Below are 16,800 nucleotides of genomic sequence, written 5' to 3'. Positions count from 1 at the left end.
CGCTTGGTTGATGCGGGGTCAAGCTCAGGGAAGTCGGCCATCACAGGAACGAGCACACAGTCCTACCCCTACCGGCCGTAGCGCATGCGCCGGCGGGAGGCTTTTTTCTCACCCGAACGGGGGTAATTCGCTCTCTACCACGTCGCGAAGACCGATGCAACGTAGTCTTGCGTGGGTGAGCGAATCCCTCCCCGCCCAGGCCGCCGCCAAAGCCGCGGCTTTCGCCGACGAGCTGGTCGCCTTTCGGCGTGACCTGCACATGCACCCAGAGCTGGGTCGGGAGGAGTTCCGTACCACCGGGCTCATCCGGGAACGGCTGGTACGCGCGGGCCTGCGCCCGCGGCTACTGCCCGGGACGGGCCTGGTGTGCGACATCAGACCCGAGCGGGCGTCACCCGCCGGCCGGGTCGCCGCGGACGACCTGATCGCCTTTCGCGGCGACATCGACGCGCTGCCGGTGGACGACGTCAAGGACGTGCCCTACCGCTCGACCGTGCCCGGTCGCGCGCATGCGTGCGGCCACGACGTGCACACCTCGATCGTGCTGGGCACGGCGCTGGTGCTGGCCGAGTTCGCGCGCGAGGGACTGCTCTCGCGACCGGTCCGGCTGATCTTCCAGCCCGCCGAGGAGAAGCTGCCCGGTGGCGCGCTGGACGTGATCAAGGCGGGCGGCCTGGCGGGCGTCGCGGAGATCCACGCGATCCACTGCGATCCCAAGGTCGAGGTCGGCCGGGTCGGGCTGTGCGCGGGCGCGATCACCTCGGCGTGCGACCGCGTGGTGATCACGCTCACCGGCGCGGGCGGCCACACCGCCCGCCCGCATCGCACCACCGACCTGGTCACCGCGCTGGCCAAGGTCGCCTCGGAGCTGCCCTCGGCGTTCTCCCGGCGGATCGACCCGCGCTCGGGCGCCAGTCTGGTGTGGGGGCGGATCCAGTCCGGCTCCGCGCCGAACGTGATCCCGCAGTCCGGCGAGCTGGAGGGCACGCTGCGCTGCCTGGACCTGGAGGCGTGGCGGCAGGCTCCGGATCTGATGCACGAGCTGGTCGACTCGATCGCCTCGACCTACGGCGCCAAGTGGGAGCTCGAACACCACCGGGGTGTTCCGCCGGTGGTCAACGACCCGGATGCGGTCGCCGCGATGCGCACGATCGCGACCGGTGTGCTGGGCGCGAGTGCGGTCGAGGGCACCGAGCAGAGCCTGGGCGGCGAGGACTTCTCGTGGTTCCTGGACCAGGTCCCCGGCGAGCTCACCCGGCTCGGCGTGCGACCCGTCGGGGACCCCGTATACGACTTGCACCAGGGGCAGTTCGACGTCGACGAGCGGGCGATCGGGATCGGCGTCGAACTGTTCGTCGGCCTGGCGCTGCGGCCCTTCGGCTGACCCCGGCCGGGCCCGGTGCGCGCCGTGCGGGTGGCGTCGTCGAGATGGGACGTATGCGGAACTGTTAACCACCGCGACCCCGGTCCCCGTTCCTCCCACGTTCGTAAGTCTGTAATGTTCCGACCCGGTGCCGTTCGATCTCGTGCGGCACCGGGTCTTTTCCGTCTTGTCATGTCGCGGACTGCCCGGTTCCGCGCCGACCCGTCTCGGCTCCGGCTACTCGGCCGGGCTAACGGGGCGTGTTGCGGTCGCGATTCACGGTTTTTGTCGCTCATATTCTTTTACTAGGTATGCTCTCCGACGGCTAGCAGGTCTACGCGCGTTTACCAGGGAACCAACCGCGTCAGAGTCTGCATCTGGGAGCAGCGCCCGAAGGGGCGCTCATCGGAAGGAGACACCCGTGCGCCGGGTATCCAAGGTGACCGCAGCTGCGGTCGGCGTCACTCTCGCTCTTACTGCCACCGCCGCGTGCGGTAGCAAGCCCAAGAACGACGACAAGAAGTCGAATTCGGGCACCAGTGCCACTCCGGGCGGTACGCAGGCCACCAAGATCGACTTCAAGGCCTGCATGGTGACGGACACCGGCGGCATCGACGACCGTTCCTTCAACGCCTCCTCGTGGGCGGGCCTGCAGCAGGCCAAGTCGGAGCTGGGCGTCGACGTGAAGTACATCACCTCGAAGACCGAGAACGACTACGTTCCGAACCTCAACAGCCTCGTGAACGACAAGTGCGGGCTGATCGTCGCGGTCGGCGGCCTGATGGCCGACGCGACCAAGGCCGCCGCGAGCACGAACAAGGACCAGAAGTTCGCGATCGTCGACTCGGCCAGCATCGAGCCGAACGTGCAGGGCCTGCAGTTCAACACGGCCGAGGCCGGCTTCCTCGGCGGCTACCTCGCCGCGGGCTACTCCAAGACCGGCAAGGTCGCCACCTTCGGTGCGCTGCCGATCCCGCCGGTCACCGTGTTCATGGACGGCTACGTCCAGGGCGTCAAGTACTACAACCAGACCAAGGGCAAGAACGTCCAGGTCATCGGTTGGGACGACGTCAAGGGCGACGGTTCGCTGGCGGGCAAGTTCGACTCGCCGGCCGACGGTGAGCGGATCGCCAACGACTTCATCGCCCAGGGCGCCGACGTGATCATGCCGGTCGCCGGTCAGACCGGTCTCGGCGCGGCCTCCGCCGTGCAGAAGAGCGGCGGCAAGGCGAGCGTCATCTGGGTCGACCAGGACGGCTACGAGAGCGCCGCGCAGTACAAGTCGGTGTTCCTGTCCACGGTGACCAAGGACATCAAGGCCCAGGTGTTCAACGCGGTCAAGGCTGCGGCGAACAACCAGTTCACCACCAAGTCCACGATCGGCACGCTGGCCAACAACGGGGTCGGCCTGGCGCCGTTCCACGACTTCGACTCGAAGGTCCCCGCCGACCTGAAGACCGAGCTGGCCACGGTCAAGGCCGACATCGTCAGCGGCAAGATCAAGATCACCTCGAAGAACCAGCCGAAGAGCTGACCCACACGATCGGGCGCCGTGGAAGCAGATTCCACGGCGCCCGTGTCCGTACCGCCCGGGCCCCGAGGGGACCCGGGTCGAACCCGTAGCGGCCCCTTGCGGGGCGTAGCCGAGGAGGTCTCCGCGTTGAAGCTCGAACTGCGCGGAATCACGAAACGGTTCGGGTCGCTGGTCGCCAACGACCACATCGACCTGACCGTCGAGCCGGGGGAGATCCACTGCCTTCTCGGTGAGAACGGTGCCGGCAAGTCGACTCTGATGAACGTGCTCTACGGGCTCTACGAGCCCACCGAGGGCGAGATCGTCGTCGACGGCACCCCCCGCAAGTTCCGGACCGCCGGTGACGCGATCGACGCGGGCATCGGCATGGTGCACCAGCACTTCATGCTGGTCCCGGTCTTCACCGTCGCCGAGAACGTCATGCTCGGCCACGAGGAGACCAAGCCGCTGGGCTGGCTGGACCGCCGTCGGGCCCGCAAGAAGGTGCTCGACCTCGTCGACGAGTACGGCCTCAAGGTCGACCCGGACATGCTGGTCGAGGACCTCCCCGTCGGTCTGCAACAGCGGGTGGAGATCCTCAAGGCACTGGTGCGCGACGCCAAGGTGCTGATCCTCGACGAGCCCACCGCGGTGCTCACTCCGCAGGAGACCGAGGAGCTGTTCCGGGTGATGCGCGCGCTGCGCGCGTCCGGCCACTCCATCGTGTTCATCACGCACAAGCTCAAAGAGGTCAAGGCGGTCGCCGACCGGATCACCGTGATCCGGCGCGGCAAGGTGGTCGGCACCGCCGACCCGGCCTCCTCGGAGAAGGAACTCGCGTCGCTGATGGTCGGCCGGCCGGTCAAGCTGGTGGTCGACAAGAACGAGGCGCAGCCGGGCGAGGTCCGGCTGGCGATCGAGGACCTGACCGTGCTCGACGGCAACGGCCAGGCCGTGGTGGACCGGGTCGACCTGCACCTGCGCGAGGGCGAGATCCTGGGCATCGCGGGTGTGGACGGCAACGGCCAGAGCGAACTGACCCAGGCCATCCTGGGCCTGCGCATGCCCGCCGCCGGAAAGATCACCCTGGAAGGCCGGGACCTCGCGGGGATGAGCCCGCGGCAGATCCTCACCTCCGGGGTGGGCTTCGTGCCCGAGGACCGTCAGCACGACGGCATCGTCGGCGACTTCACGGTGGCCGAGAACCTGGTCCTGGACATGGTCACGCAGGCGCCGTTCGGGCGGCGCGGATCGATCGTCCCGAGTGCGGTGCGCGACAACGCGCGGCAGCGGGTCGAGGAGTTCGACATCCGCACCCAGACCATCGAGTCGGCGGCCGGCACGCTGTCCGGCGGCAATCAGCAAAAGGTCGTCGTGGCGCGCGAACTCTCGCGCTCGCTGCGGCTGTTCATCGCCTCGCAGCCCACCCGAGGGGTGGACGTGGGGGCGATGGAGTTCATCCACAAGCGGATCGTGGCCGAGCGCGACGTCGGCACCCCGGTGATCATCGTGTCCACGGAGTTGGACGAGGTGGTCGCGCTGGCCGACCGGATCGCGGTGATGTACCGGGGTCGGATCGTCGACATCGTGCCGCCCACCACGTCCCGAGGCGACCTGGGTCTGCTGATGGCCGGCGTGATCCCGAGCAAGGACCCGGCCGAGGCGGCGCCGGCCGTCGAATCGGACGCGGCCGAGACCACGACCATCGAGGGCGACGCAACCCCGGGGGAGGAGGACCCAGCGTGACCGAGGACAACAACAGCACGCCCGGTGAGCCGAGCGAGGCGCAGCCGGACCTGACCATGACGGGCGAGCCGGACGGGGCGAGCGCCTCGGCGCCGGCCAAGCCCTCGCTCGGTCGAGCCATGCTCGACGCGATCATCACCGGCAACTCGGCCGTGGTGACCTTCCTGGCGATCGTGCTCGCGCTGGTGGTCGGCGGCATCCTGATGATCCTCGCGGACCAGGACGTGCTCGACCAGTACAAGTACTTCTTCGCCGCCCCGGGCGAGGCGCTCTCCAGCTCCTGGACGCTGGTCTGGGACGCCTACACGGCGATGTTCAAGGGTTCGATCGTGAACCCGGACACCTTCTCCGAAGGTTCGATCGAGGACATCTTCCGGCCGCTCTCGGAGACCATCACCCAGGCCACGCCGCTGATCTTCGGCGGTCTGGCGGTCTCGATCGCGTTCCGCACCGGGTTGTTCAACATCGGTGCGCAGGGCCAGATCATCGTCGGCGCGGTCTTCGCGTCGTGGATAGGGTTCGTCGTCGATCTGCCGCCGGTGATCCACCTGGTGTTCGTGATCCTGGCCGGCATGATCGGCGGCGGTCTGTACGCAGGCATCGCCGGTTTCCTCAAGGCCCGCTACGGCGCGCACGAGGTGATCGTGACGATCATGCTCAACCACATCGCGGTGCTCATGCTCGGCTGGTTGTTGACCACCGACACCTTCCGCCGCAGCGGCCAGGCGCAGCCGATCGGCAAGGACGCGCACGAGAACGCGGTGCTGCCGAACCTGTTCGGCGACAACCTGCGGATCCACTTCGGCATCATCCTGGCGCTGGTCGCGGCCGGGATCTACTGGTGGCTGCTCAACCGCTCCACGCTCGGCTTCGAGCTGCGCGCGGTGGGCTCCAACCCGGCCGCGGCGCGTACGGCGGGCATGAGCGTGGCCCGGGCGCAGATCCTGGCCATGGTGATCGCCGGTGCGATGGCCGGCCTCGCCGGTGTCTCGCAGGTGATGAGCTCGACCAACCCGGCGCACACGCTGACCCCGAGCATCGACGCCGGCATCGGCTTCGACGCGATCACCGTGGCCCTGCTCGGGCGTACCAAGCCGCTGGGCACCGTGCTGGCCGCGCTGCTGTTCGGTGCGCTGCGCGCGGGCGGTTCGGTGATGCAGGCGTCCGCGAACGTGTCCGTCGACATCGTCATCGTCATCCAGGCCGTGATCGTGCTGTTCGTCGCGGCGCCGCCGCTGGTGCGCTCGATCTTCCGGCTGCGCGGTGCCCGCACGGGTGCCGAGGGCGGGCCGTTGGCCGCCAAGGAGACCGTGGGGGTCCAGGCATGAGCGAGCGGAACCCTGAAGGAGGCACGCAGGTGGCGGACACCGTGATCGCCCCGCACGTGGAGGCCCCGGTGAACCCCACCGGCGAGGCCGCCGCCGTGGTGCGGGCCGCGGCCCGCAAGAAGGCCCTGATCACGGGCATCGGCTTCATCGTGGTCGGGCTGTACGCGCTGTGGGCGTTCGGCCTCGGCACCGAGAGCGGCCTCGATGCGGTCTTCGGGATGAACGTGCCCAACCGGGACACCACCGAGGTCGGCAACCTGTCGCTGCCCGCGCGGGCCGTCGCGATCGCGATGTCCGTGGTGTGCATGATCGCGGGTGTCCTGCGGATCGTGCTGGACCGGTCCCGAGTGGCGATCCGGCTGAGCATCGCGCTGTTTCTGATCGCGTTCGTGATCGCGTTCCTGGTGTGGGCGGTCGCGGGCAAGCAGATGTCCTTCGCGGGTGCCCTGCAGAACACCGTGCTGGCCGCCGTGCCGCTCGTGCTCGGCGCGCTCGCGGGCGTGATCGGTGAGCGCTCCGGCGTGGTCAACATCGCCATCGACGGTCAGTTTCTGTTCGGCGCGTTCGCCGCCGCGCTCACCGGCTCGGTCACCGGGTCGTTGTGGGCGGGGCTGGCCGCGGGCGCGGTCGCGGGTGCGCTGATCGGCGGCCTGCTCGCGGTCTTCGCGGTGCGCTACCTGGTCGAGCAGGTCGTCCTGGGTGTGGTGATCAACCTGCTGGTCGCCGGCATCACCGGCTTCCTGTACACGCAGCTGTTGCAGAAGGACCCCGAGGGCTACAACAACCCGGGCGTGTTCGAGAACATCCGGATCCCGGGTTTCGCGGACATCCCGGTGATCGGCCCGGTGCTGTTCGACGTGAACATCATCGTGTACCTGACGTACGCGCTGATCGTGATCGTGCACCTCGGCCTGTTTTACACCCGCTGGGGCCTGCGCGCCCGCGCGGTGGGCGAGCACCCGACGGCGGCGGACACCGTCGGCATCAAGGTCAACGCGACCCGGTACCGCAACGTGATCATGGCGGGCGCGATCGCCGGCATCGGCGGTGCGTTCCTGACCATCGGCACGGTGGGCACCTTCTCGAAGGACATGACCTCGGGCGCGGGCTACATCGCGCTCGCGGCGGTCATCTTCGGGCGCTGGCGTCCGCTGGGCGCGGTGGCCGCGGCGCTGCTGTTCGGCTTCACCAGTGCGCTGGCGACGTCGCTGCAGCCGCTGAACACCTCGATCCCGAGCCAGTTCCTGCAGATGATGCCGTACGTCGTGACGATCTTCGCGGTGGCCGGTCTGGTCGGCAAGGTGCGCGCGCCGGCGGCGGCCAACAAGCCCTACACGAAGGGCTGACGGGGTGTCGGAGATCGATTGGCCGGCGCTGCGGGACGCGGCGACGGCGGCGATGCGGGGTGCGTACGCGCCGTACTCGAAGTATCCGGTCGGCGCCTCGGCGCTGGTGGACGACGGCCGGATCGTGTCCGGGTGCAACGTGGAGAACGCGTCGTACGGCCTCACGTTGTGCGCGGAGTGCGGCCTGGTGTCCGCACTGCACGCCAGTGGGGGCGGCCGGCTCGTGGCGTTTTGCTGCGTGGACGGCGAGGGTGCGGTACTGATGCCGTGTGGGCGCTGCCGACAACTGCTGTGGGAGCACGGCGGCGCCGAGATGTTGCTGGAAACCAAGCACGGGATACGGCCGTTGCGGGAGATCCTGCCGGATGCCTTCGGGCCCGGGGACCTTCGTCGGTAATTGCTCGTGACCCGAACGGGTCGCCTCGGCGGCCAAGAGAGAACGGACAGCATGGACGCGATTTCGGTCATCCGTACGAAGCGGGACCGCGGTGAACTGACGGCGGCTCAGATCGACTGGGTGGTCGATGCGTACACGCGCGGCGAGGTCGCGGACGAGCAGATGTCCGCGCTCGCGATGGCCATCCTGCTCAACGGCATGACCGCGGCCGAGATCAACCGCTGGACCGACGCGATGATCGCGTCGGGCGAGCGGATGGACTTCTCGGGGTTGTCCCGGCCGACCGCGGACAAGCACTCGACCGGTGGCGTCGGCGACAAGATCACGCTGCCGCTCGCGCCGCTGGTCGCCGCGTGCGGCGTGGCCGTCCCGCAGTTGTCCGGCCGCGGTCTGGGGCACACCGGCGGCACGCTGGACAAGCTGGAGGCCATCCCCGGGTGGCAGGCGGCGCTGTCCAACGACGCGATGATGCGCGTGCTCGAGGACGTCGGCGCGGTGATATGCGCGGCGGGTGACGGCCTCGCGCCGGCGGACAAGAAGTTGTACGCACTGCGCGATGTGACCGGCACGGTCGAGGCGATCCCGCTGATCGCCAGCTCGATCATGAGCAAGAAGATCGCCGAGGGCACCGGCGCGCTCGTGCTCGATGTCAAGGTCGGCTCCGGCGCGTTCATGAAGGACCTGACCAACGCGCGCGAACTGGCCCGCACCATGGTCCGGTTGGGTGTGGACCACGGGGTCAAGACGGTCGCGCTGCTGACCGACATGTCCACGCCGCTGGGGTTGACGGCGGGCAACGCGCTGGAGGTCCGCGAGTCGGTCGAGGTGCTCGCGGGCGGCGGCCCCGCGGACGTGGTCGAGCTGACCCTCGCGCTCGCCCGCGAGATGCTCGCGGCGGCCGGGCAGACCCGGATCGACCCGGCGGACGCGCTGCGCGACGGCTCCGCGATGGACGTGTGGCGCCGGATGATCCAGGCCCAGGGCGGCGACCCGGACGCGAAGTTGCCGGTGGCGCGCGAGACCCAGGTGGTCACGGCGTCGTTGTCCGGCGTGCTGACCCGCGTGGACGCGTACGCGGTCGGCGTCTCGGCCTGGCGCCTGGGCGCGGGCCGGGCCCGCAAGGAGGAGCGGGTCCAGGAAGGCGCGGGCATCGAACTGCACGCCAAGCCGGGCGACCCGGTCACCGCCGGGCAGCCGCTGATGACCCTGCACACCGACACCCCGGAGCGATTCGCCTACGCGAGCGAGATCCTGGCCGACGCGGTCACCATCGCCCCGGCCGGCACCGCCTTCGAGCCCACCCCGATCCTGATCGACCGGATCGGCCCGACGGCCTGATCCCCGTCTTTCCCGCGGCCTTCGGCTCTCCCGACGGAGAACCGAAGGCCGCTTTCGCATGACCGAATCGAAGTAGCGTCGGGAGGACCCAACCGACCGACTGGTGCGAGTCATCTCACTTATTCCTCGAACCCATGTACGGGAAACCGAGCGATGCTATGTTGCCGACACATTGTGTGAGGCGCTTCGCGGAGCGTGATCATCATCGGTAGCGGGGGCGGCGATGGCGACAGCTGATTTCGAGGTGGATCCGGCACAGATCCGGGGACTCATCCCGCAGTTCTCCGCCCAGGCCGAGCATCTTCGAGCCGCGGCCGAGGCTTTCAAGGCCGAGTTATCGGGGTTGGGCGCTCCGTGGGGGAATGACGAGAACGGCCGAAAGTTCGGCACGACGTTCGTCGAGAACCAGGACGCCATCGTGCGCGGTGGGGACAATCTGGCACTGGGCATGGCGAGTATCGGTCCGACCCTCGAGGCGTTGGTGGACAACGTGGTGCGTACCGACCAGGCCAACGCCGAGAAGCTGAGCTGAGCGGGGCGGGCCGATGGGCTGGGGGATTCTGGGAGACGCCGTCGACGCGGTCGGCGACGGTTTGGACAAGGCCGAGGACGTCGTCGAAGCGGGTGCGCACAAGGTCGGTGACGCGGTCGACTTCGTGGTCGACCTGGCGGAAGCCACACTCGACGAGTGCATGGCCGTACTCAAGGGCCTGGTGAGCCTTGGCGACGAGGCCGTCGAGCAGGTCGTGCGCTTTCTCGGCCTGCCATGGCCGGAGGCGGACGAGAGCAAGCTCCGGCAGATGGCGGGTGTCTACGACCGCATGGCCGTCGCGTTGGACCAGGTCACGGCCGGTGCCTCACCTGCCGCACGCGCCATTGTGGCCGGCAACAAGGGCGCACCGATAGACAACTTCGCCGCCTTTTGGGGCCGGTACGACGGCGGCGCTGCGCCCTGGCTGCCCGGAATGGCCGGCTCGTGCCGGCAACAAGCCGACTCATTGAGGAAGTTGGCCGATGCCGTCGAGAAGCAGAAGACGGTCCTCAAAGCCGAGATCCTGGCCGTTGCCGCCACCATCCTGGTCGGGGCGGGCCTTCTTTTCGTGCCCGGGATCGGCGTGCTCTCGGGGGCGGCGATCACCGCGGCGACCAATATCGCCCGCGCCGCCGCGATGGCGGCCGGCTTGGCGATCAGCGAAAGCGTGTTGGCGATCATCGGCTCGATCGTCGGCTCGGCCGTCGTCGGCGCGGTCATGTCCGTGACGCTGGACCTGGCCGTCGCCCAGCCGGTCAAGATCGCCCTCGGCGCGCAGAACGGCATCACCCTCGACCACGTGGGCACCACCGCCGCGTACGGTGCCGCCGGAGGAGCTGTCGGCGGCACCTTCTCGGCGGGCGCCAACGCATTGCCCAAGCTCGCCCTCCCCACCAGGCTGTCTTCGGTGGCCGGCAAGGCACCCGCGGCCTTGCAGAGCATTCCGGGTCAGATGGTCGCCGGCGGCGGAACCGTGGCGATCATCGACACGATCACCGGCACCCCGATCACCCTCGCGGACCTTGCCTTCGGCGCGACCGCCGGTGCCGCCGGCTATCGGGCGAACACGCCTGCTTCCGGCGCGGTCCCCAAGGGATCGCGCGGGCCGGTCGACCCGGTGGCACTCAACGAGACCGGCCGACCGAGGTCGGCGACCACCGAGGCCGGTGACCCGGTCGAGGTTGCCGCGGGCAAGATGGTGCTGCCGCAGACGGACGTCGCGCTGCCCGGCGCTCTTCCATGGGAGATGACTCGCTGTCACCAGTCCTCCTACCGGCACGGACGCTGGTTCGGCCGCTCCTGGGCGTCTTGGCTCGATCAGCATCTGGAACTGTCCGGTGGGCAGGTCGTGTTCACCGACTCGAACGGTCTGGTGTTGCACTATCCGGTGCCCGAGGCGGGCACCAGGGTCTTCCCGGCGGCGGGGCCGCCGCTCGCTTTGGCGTGGGACGGTCTGCCGGGTGGGGTATTCGCCATCGCGGAGCAACCCACGGGAGTCATAAGGTACTTTGCGGCGCCGGCGAACGGGTCGGCTGAAGCCGGACGCGACGGATTGGTGTTGCATCTGATCGCGGTCGCGGATCGCAACGGCAATCGGATCGACGTCGCCTACGATCCGGCGGGCAACCCCGCGGAGATACGGCACAGCGGTGGCTACCGAATCGGCGTCGAAACCCAGCACCATCGCGTGATCTGCCTGCGACTGCACGACACCCATCCGGACACCCACCTGCGGGATTCGGACCATCCCGCCGGGGTGGTGCTGATGCGCTACGCCTACGACGTACACGGCGACCTGACCGAGGTCGTCGACTCCTCGGGTGTGCCGATGAGGTTCACCTACGACGCCGACGGCCGCGTCACCTCGTGGACCGACCGCATCGGCATGTCCTCGTCGTATGTCTACGACAGTTCCGGACGCTGTGTGCGCACGACGGGTACCGACGGCGTCTTGGACACGCGCTTCACCTACGACGACGAAACCCGAACGACCACGGCGACGAACTCACTGGGGCAGTCGACGATCTACCGCTACAACGCCGCGTACCAGATCACCTCGGAGACGAACGCGCTCGGAAACACCACGCACACGGAATGGGACGACCGCAACCGGCTGCGTACTTCGACCGACCCACTGGGCCGGGTCACCCGGTTCACCCACGACGACCGGGGCAATCTCACCGAGATCGTTCGGGCGGACGGGGCGTGCACCCGGGTGCGGTTCGACGACCGGGACAATCCGGTGGAGATCGTCGACCCGGACGGAGCGGTATGGCGGTACGAGTACGACGATCGCGACGATCGCGTCGCCACCGTCGACCCGGCCGGCGAACGCACGGAGTACATCCGCGACGCGTTCGGGCGCGTCGCGGTGTCGACGGATGCGCTGGGTGGGACTCGGCGGTACGCCTACGACGCGGCGGGGCTGCCGATCGAGGTGATCGATCCGATCGGTGCGGGCACCCGGATCGAGCGGGACGCGTTCGGTCGTCCGTCCTCGGTCGTCGACCCCTCGGGACGAACGACGCGATCGGGCTGGACCGTCGAGGGGAAGCCCACATGGCGTGAGCAGGCGGGAGCGCGCGAGGAATGGGCGTACGACACCGAGGGCAACCTGTTGTGCCACCGGGATCCCGCGGGCAACACGACGTTGCACGAGGTCACCTACTTCGACCGGGTCTCGGCCCGGACGGACGCCTCCGGCGCGCGTTACCTGTTCGGGTACGACTCGGAGCTGCGGATGACTTCCGTGACGAATCCCCATGGACAGGAATGGGTCTACTCGTACGACGCGGCGGGCAGGTTGATCGGTGAGCGGGACTTCAACGGCCGCACGCTGACCTATGGGTTCGACGCGGCGGGAAACCTGGTACACCGGGCGAACGGGGCCGGCGAGGTCATCGAGATCGAGCGGGACGCGGCCGGTCGGGTCGCCCGACACGTGCACACCTCTACCGGACGAGTGACGTCGTACGAGTACGACCGGTGCGGACGCCTTGCTCGAGCGACGAACCCGGACGTCGATCTGGCCTTCGAACGCGACTTACCGGGTCGTGTCACGGCCGAGATCTCCAACGGCCGCCGGCTGAGCAACGATTATGACGCGCTGGGTCGCCGCATCCGGCGCGAGACGCCTGCCGGGCATGTCAGCACCTGGTCCTATGACGCCGCCGGCCGTCCCACCGTCCTGGACAGCGCCGGGCACACCGTGGTCTTCGGTCACGATCCGGTCGGACGCGAAACCGAACGTCGTTTCGGAGACGCCGTTACGCTCACCCAGGAATGGGATGCCGTCGGCCGGCTGTCCGCGCAGATCCTCAGCCGAGGCGAACCGGTGGATCGCATCACCGAGGCGTTGAATCCTCTTCTCGGTCCCGACGAACTGCACCGCAGGACGTATTCGTATCGTGCCGACGGGTTCCCGACCGAGATCGACGACAGTCGTGACGGCGTGCGAACTTTCGACCTCGATCCGTCGGGTCGGGTCACGGCGATACATGCGAGGAACTGGACCGAACGCTACGCCTACGACGCGATGGGAAACATCACCGACGCCGGGTGGCCCGACGGTGGCCACGAGGACGGTGAAGCCATTCAAGGAGAACGTCGATGCGCCGGGACTCTGGTTCGCCGAGTGGGTCGTACCCGGTATGAGTACGACGCGCAGGACCGTCTGGTCCGCAAGTCCCGCAAGACGTTGTCCGGCAGAACGAAGACCTGGGTGTTCAGCTGGGATGCCGACGATCGCCTCGTCGCTGTCGTCGTGCCGGACGGCGGGTGTTGGCAGTACACCTACGATGCATTGGCTCGACGAACCGCAAAGAAGCGCATCGCACCGGGCGAATCGTCCGGCGAGTCGTATGAGTTCGACTGGGATGGCGCGTTGTTGTCGGCATACACCTCCAAGTCCGGTGACTCGGAAACCTGGGAGTACGTGCCGGGGACGCATCGACCGGTTGCCGCAGTGCTGCGAACCACACCTTCCGCAGCGAGTTCGGCGCGTGCCGAATCCTCGTTTCATGCGATTGTCGCGGATATCTCCGGGGCGCCCGACGCATTGATCGGCCCGGACGGTACACGTTCCCTGGCCGCGCGGGGTGCCCTCTGGGGCCAAGTGGTGGATCATGCGGGCGGTCCGCACGTGCAGCTCAGATTCCCCGGCCAGTTTTATGATGCTGAAACCGGACTGCATCAGAACTTCCACCGGTATTACGATCCGGAAGTCGGCGGCTATATCAGCCCCGATCCCCTCGGGCTCGCCCCTTCGCCGAACCCTCACGGGTATGTCAAAAACCCGCTCAGCCTGGCCGATCCATACGGGCTGTCCCCCTACGAGCCGGAAGGGCCGAAGCCGTCGGGGGCACGCCTCGGGCAGGAGCGGGGCGACGCCTACGAGAAATACCTCATGGACACCCTGAACGGCGAGAAGGCGTTTTCGTCGGGCGGTCGCCAGTATGATGGCGCCTTCGTCGTGGAGGGGTCTCCGCGCAAGACGTGGTACGAGGCAAAATCCGGCGGCTTCTGGCAGCTGCTCCAGGAGAATGCTCCGCGCAAGGCGAAGTTCTTCTCGACCGAGGGGCAGAAGCTTCGGATTGCGACCGACAACGATGCGGATTTTCTGATCATCTCGGAAAATCCGATCCCCGCCGAATTCACGGACTGGTTCACCAGGAAGGGAATACCCTATACCGTGATTCCGTGGGAGTAGAGGTGATATTCATGGGGAGATTCGTATGAGCAGGACTGCGGACATCGATTTCAAGTTCGAGGCCGTTGTCGATGTCGGCGGCGTTCTTGCCGGTCTTCGGGAGGGCGGAATTTCCTTCGTCATGGACGGGGGTGTCTCGTATGTGGTGGACGAGGACGGCCTGTTCGACTGGGCCAGGGTCGACGAGGAGCGGATGCCCGAGGTGCTGCGTCTCTTTGCGGGGGCGGACCCGGGGACGACCACGATCGGAATCTCGGCGCTGTTGGACGAATTCCCGAGGGGTGGAGATCTGCTCTTTCTGCCGGGGCGTCAGGCCATCTCGTTCCTGATCGAGATCAATCGAAAGAATCTGCCGGCGGGGTCGAAATTTTGTGACTTCGGCTGGTATGTCGACCGTTTGGTGCCGCTGCTGGAGACTTTTGGCTTGACCGAGATCAACGCACACGACCTCCCGTACTGAGCAGTCGATCCCGATCCGGACCGACTGGACCCGCTCTCCAAGAGGCCCTCGACTCCCGTCCGGGTACTCGCGCAACCCGGGCACGCCCGACCGCCCCAGCCGAGGACCCAACGCGTGCCCGCGCGAGTCGGCGACGGCGTGCTCGTCACAGAGTCCGCCGGATCGACTTACCGAGGCCGCCGGATCAGTACAGAGCCCGCCAGATCAGCATGCTGATCAGCACGGCCGAGGCCAGGATCGCGAGCAGGCAGCCGAGCAGCGCGCAGCCGGCGCGCACGGTGTGCGGGCGGTAGACCCGGCCGAAGTCGTCGCGGCCGCCCGGGTGCGGCCCGGGGTCGGGTCGTGGTGCTGGTCCATGGGCTCAGCACGCCAAGACCGGCGGACCCGGGCCCCGTTCGGGACCCGGGCCGGTCGGCGCGCGATGTCGGCCGGTTCGCGTACGGGCCGGCACGCGTTCGCCGGCCATTCTCGCGGTGCCCGGGCACGACGCACCGGTCCTCCCGCGACAAGGGGCCCGCCGAGATCCCGGGACGGGTCCCCGGTCACGACCCCGCGGCGCCGTATCGGCCGTGGAAGACGTTGCGCTCCAGGGCCCGGCGCCCTGGATGCCGTCGCTCCTCGGCCGGTCGGCCGACCGCGACGATCAGCGCTATCGCCAGGTCGTCGCGATCCCCGATGCCGATCGCCCGCTTGACCAGGGCCTCGTCCCAGCCGTTCATCGGCGATGTGGCCAGGCCCAGTTCGCCGGCCGCGAGCATGACATACGTGGCGGCGATCATCGCGTCCTTGACCGCGTACTCGCGCAACATCCCACGCGCGGCCAGGTCCTGCTGGAACTCCCGCGACGCCGCCGCGAACATGGTGACGAACGCGTCGTTCCAGGCCCCGTTGCGGCGAGCCTGCTCGTACACGTCGGCATGCTCCTCGCGCCACGCCTGCGGCTCGGCGACGAAGACCAGCAATACGGGCGCCTCCCGGGTCTGCGGCTGACCACCGGTGGCCTCGATCAGGCCGGCACGGCCCACGTCGTCGGTGACCACCACGATCGAACGGTCCTGAAGATTCCAGCTCGTGGGGGCCTCGACGGCGAGTTCGAGCAGAGTCCGGAGGGCGTCGGCCGGGATCGGCTCGGGGTGGTAGTGGCGGACGGTGCGGCGGGTGCGGATGGCCTCGGCGACCGAGGCGGTGCGGATCGACGTGTCGTTGCTCATGGCCACAATTTTGGGAGAGGCACTCTCCGACGGGAAGTAGGCACTAATTAGTGCGCTACTCTCCTCGAATGGTGACCATCGTCGAATCGATCGGCCTTCCCGCCGATGTCTACAGCGCCAAGTGCGCGACGCGTCAGGTCCTGGACCACATCGCCGGAAAGTGGACGGTGCTGATCGTGGACGCGCTGCGGGACGGCACGATGCGGTACACGGACCTGAGCCGCCGGATCGAGGGCGTGTCGCAGAAGATGCTCACCCAGACCCTGCGCGGCCTGGAGGCGGACGGCTTCGTGCTGCGCACGGTGACCCCGACCATCCCGCCCCGGGTGGACTACGAACTTACCGACCTCGGGCGCAGCCTGGGTGGGCCGATCCGCGCGCTGCGCGAATGGACCGAGACGCACATCAACGAGATCGAGCGGGCCAGGGTCACCGCGGCCGAGCGCAAGGCTGCCCTGGGCTACTGACCGGGCATGAGCCGCCGGCACACCCGCGCGGACGTACGATCGCGCCGGCCCGAGGGCGCACCGTCGCACTCGTCACAGGGTCCGCCAAATTATTGCGGTGATCAGCACGGCCGAGGCCAGGATCACCAGCAGGCAGCCGAGCAGCGCGCAGCCGGCGCGCACGGTGTGTGGGCGGTACACCCGGCCGAAGTCGTCGCGGTCGCCCGGCTGTGGTCCCGGGGCCGGGTCGTGGTGCTCGTCCATGGCGCCCAGCATGTCAAGGCCGGCCCGGGTCCCGATCGGGACCCGGGCCGGCCGGCGTGCGCTGCTCAGGGGGTCGAGGGGCCGCGGGGGCGGGGGATCGGCAGATCACAACTCAGTAATCCAGTCACCACAATAATTATTTGGTTTT

13 protein-coding genes are annotated in these 16,800 nt (G+C 68.3%); 11 read left to right on the top strand and 2 right to left on the bottom strand.

Annotated elements, in window-relative coordinates; genetic code table 11:
• Nucleotides 1–175: 175 nt before the first annotated feature.
• The 10 genes from ABZS54_RS28680 to ABZS54_RS28635 all read left to right on the top strand — a co-directional run bounded on the left by ABZS54_RS28680 (nucleotide 176) and on the right by ABZS54_RS28635 (nucleotide 14,731).
• Nucleotides 176–1,384 (top strand): amidohydrolase, encoded by a 1,209-nt coding sequence (locus ABZS54_RS28680; protein WP_355542194.1) that lies wholly within the window; start codon nucleotides 176–178, stop codon nucleotides 1,382–1,384.
• Nucleotides 1,385–1,784: 400 nt separating this feature from the next.
• Nucleotides 1,785–2,897 carry a BMP family ABC transporter substrate-binding protein gene (locus ABZS54_RS28675; RefSeq protein ID WP_355542191.1) on the top strand — a complete coding sequence of 371 codons (1,113 nt, stop codon included), beginning with the start codon at nucleotides 1,785–1,787 and terminating at the stop codon, nucleotides 2,895–2,897.
• Between the two features lie 126 nt (nucleotides 2,898–3,023).
• Nucleotides 3,024–4,622: an ABC transporter ATP-binding protein gene (locus tag ABZS54_RS28670; RefSeq protein ID WP_355542188.1), complete on the top strand. Its 1,599-nt coding sequence runs from the start codon at nucleotides 3,024–3,026 to the stop codon at nucleotides 4,620–4,622.
• Nucleotides 4,619–5,950, top strand: a complete 1,332-nt coding sequence (locus ABZS54_RS28665; protein WP_355542185.1) for an ABC transporter permease — start codon at nucleotides 4,619–4,621, stop codon at nucleotides 5,948–5,950. Before ABZS54_RS28670 ends, ABZS54_RS28665 begins: the two co-directional genes overlap by 4 nt.
• Nucleotides 5,951–5,979: 29 nt before the next feature.
• Nucleotides 5,980–7,296 (top strand): ABC transporter permease, encoded by a 1,317-nt coding sequence (locus ABZS54_RS28660; RefSeq protein WP_355542182.1) that lies wholly within the window; start codon nucleotides 5,980–5,982, stop codon nucleotides 7,294–7,296.
• A gap of 4 nt (nucleotides 7,297–7,300) precedes the next feature.
• Nucleotides 7,301–7,693: a cytidine deaminase gene (locus ABZS54_RS28655; protein ID WP_355542179.1), complete on the top strand. Its 393-nt coding sequence runs from the start codon at nucleotides 7,301–7,303 to the stop codon at nucleotides 7,691–7,693.
• A gap of 51 nt (nucleotides 7,694–7,744) precedes the next feature.
• A complete protein-coding gene (locus ABZS54_RS28650) occupies nucleotides 7,745–9,031 on the top strand; it encodes a thymidine phosphorylase (protein ID WP_355542176.1) in 1,287 nt (428 codons plus the stop codon).
• Nucleotides 9,032–9,254: 223 nt separating this feature from the next.
• Entirely contained in the window at nucleotides 9,255–9,563 is a 309-nt protein-coding gene (locus ABZS54_RS28645; protein ID WP_355542173.1) for a hypothetical protein, read from the top strand.
• Nucleotides 9,564–9,576: 13 nt separating this feature from the next.
• The gene (locus ABZS54_RS28640; protein WP_355542170.1) at nucleotides 9,577–14,271 is read left to right on the top strand and encodes an RHS repeat-associated core domain-containing protein; all 4,695 of its coding nucleotides are present in this window, start codon (nucleotides 9,577–9,579) and stop codon (nucleotides 14,269–14,271) included.
• A 25-nt stretch (nucleotides 14,272–14,296) separates the two neighbouring features.
• On the top strand, nucleotides 14,297–14,731 hold the full coding sequence (locus ABZS54_RS28635) for a hypothetical protein (protein WP_355542168.1): 435 nt from the start codon (nucleotides 14,297–14,299) through the stop codon (nucleotides 14,729–14,731).
• Between the two features lie 542 nt (nucleotides 14,732–15,273).
• Here the strand turns inward: ABZS54_RS28635 and ABZS54_RS28630 are convergent.
• The gene (locus tag ABZS54_RS28630) at nucleotides 15,274–15,942 is read right to left on the bottom strand and encodes a nitroreductase family protein (protein WP_355542165.1); all 669 of its coding nucleotides are present in this window, start codon (nucleotides 15,940–15,942) and stop codon (nucleotides 15,274–15,276) included.
• 68 nt (nucleotides 15,943–16,010) lie between these two features.
• Between ABZS54_RS28630 and ABZS54_RS28625 the strand changes: the two genes are divergently transcribed.
• Nucleotides 16,011–16,409: a helix-turn-helix domain-containing protein gene (locus ABZS54_RS28625; RefSeq protein ID WP_355542162.1), complete on the top strand. Its 399-nt coding sequence runs from the start codon at nucleotides 16,011–16,013 to the stop codon at nucleotides 16,407–16,409.
• A 72-nt stretch (nucleotides 16,410–16,481) separates the two neighbouring features.
• On the opposite strand, the gene ABZS54_RS28620 is transcribed toward ABZS54_RS28625, so the two are convergent.
• Complete coding sequence (locus tag ABZS54_RS28620) at nucleotides 16,482–16,652, bottom strand: hypothetical protein (RefSeq protein ID WP_355542160.1); 171 nt, start codon at nucleotides 16,650–16,652, stop codon at nucleotides 16,482–16,484.
• Between the last annotated feature and the right edge of the window lie 148 nt (nucleotides 16,653–16,800).

Origin of the sequence: Embleya sp. NPDC005575 (assembly GCF_040605455.1) — a bacterium.
In the GTDB taxonomy this organism is placed as follows: domain Bacteria; phylum Actinomycetota; class Actinomycetes; order Streptomycetales; family Streptomycetaceae; genus Embleya.
This window is presented reverse-complemented; position numbering and strand designations above follow the sequence as displayed.

Excerpts from the sequence above, each read along its gene's own strand:
- ABZS54_RS28625 (WP_355542162.1), top strand. The coding sequence starts at position 16,011 with ATGGTGACCATCGTCGAATCGATCGGCCTTCCCGCCGATGTCTACAGC.
- ABZS54_RS28630 (WP_355542165.1), bottom strand. The coding sequence starts at position 15,942 with ATGAGCAACGACACGTCGATCCGCACCGCCTCGGTCGCCGAGGCCATC.
- ABZS54_RS28640 (WP_355542170.1), top strand. The coding sequence starts at position 9,577 with ATGGGCTGGGGGATTCTGGGAGACGCCGTCGACGCGGTCGGCGACGGT.
- ABZS54_RS28650 (WP_355542176.1), top strand. The coding sequence starts at position 7,745 with ATGGACGCGATTTCGGTCATCCGTACGAAGCGGGACCGCGGTGAACTG.
- ABZS54_RS28645 (WP_355542173.1), top strand. The coding sequence starts at position 9,255 with ATGGCGACAGCTGATTTCGAGGTGGATCCGGCACAGATCCGGGGACTC.
- ABZS54_RS28620 (WP_355542160.1), bottom strand. The coding sequence starts at position 16,652 with ATGGACGAGCACCACGACCCGGCCCCGGGACCACAGCCGGGCGACCGC.
- ABZS54_RS28635 (WP_355542168.1), top strand. The coding sequence starts at position 14,297 with ATGAGCAGGACTGCGGACATCGATTTCAAGTTCGAGGCCGTTGTCGAT.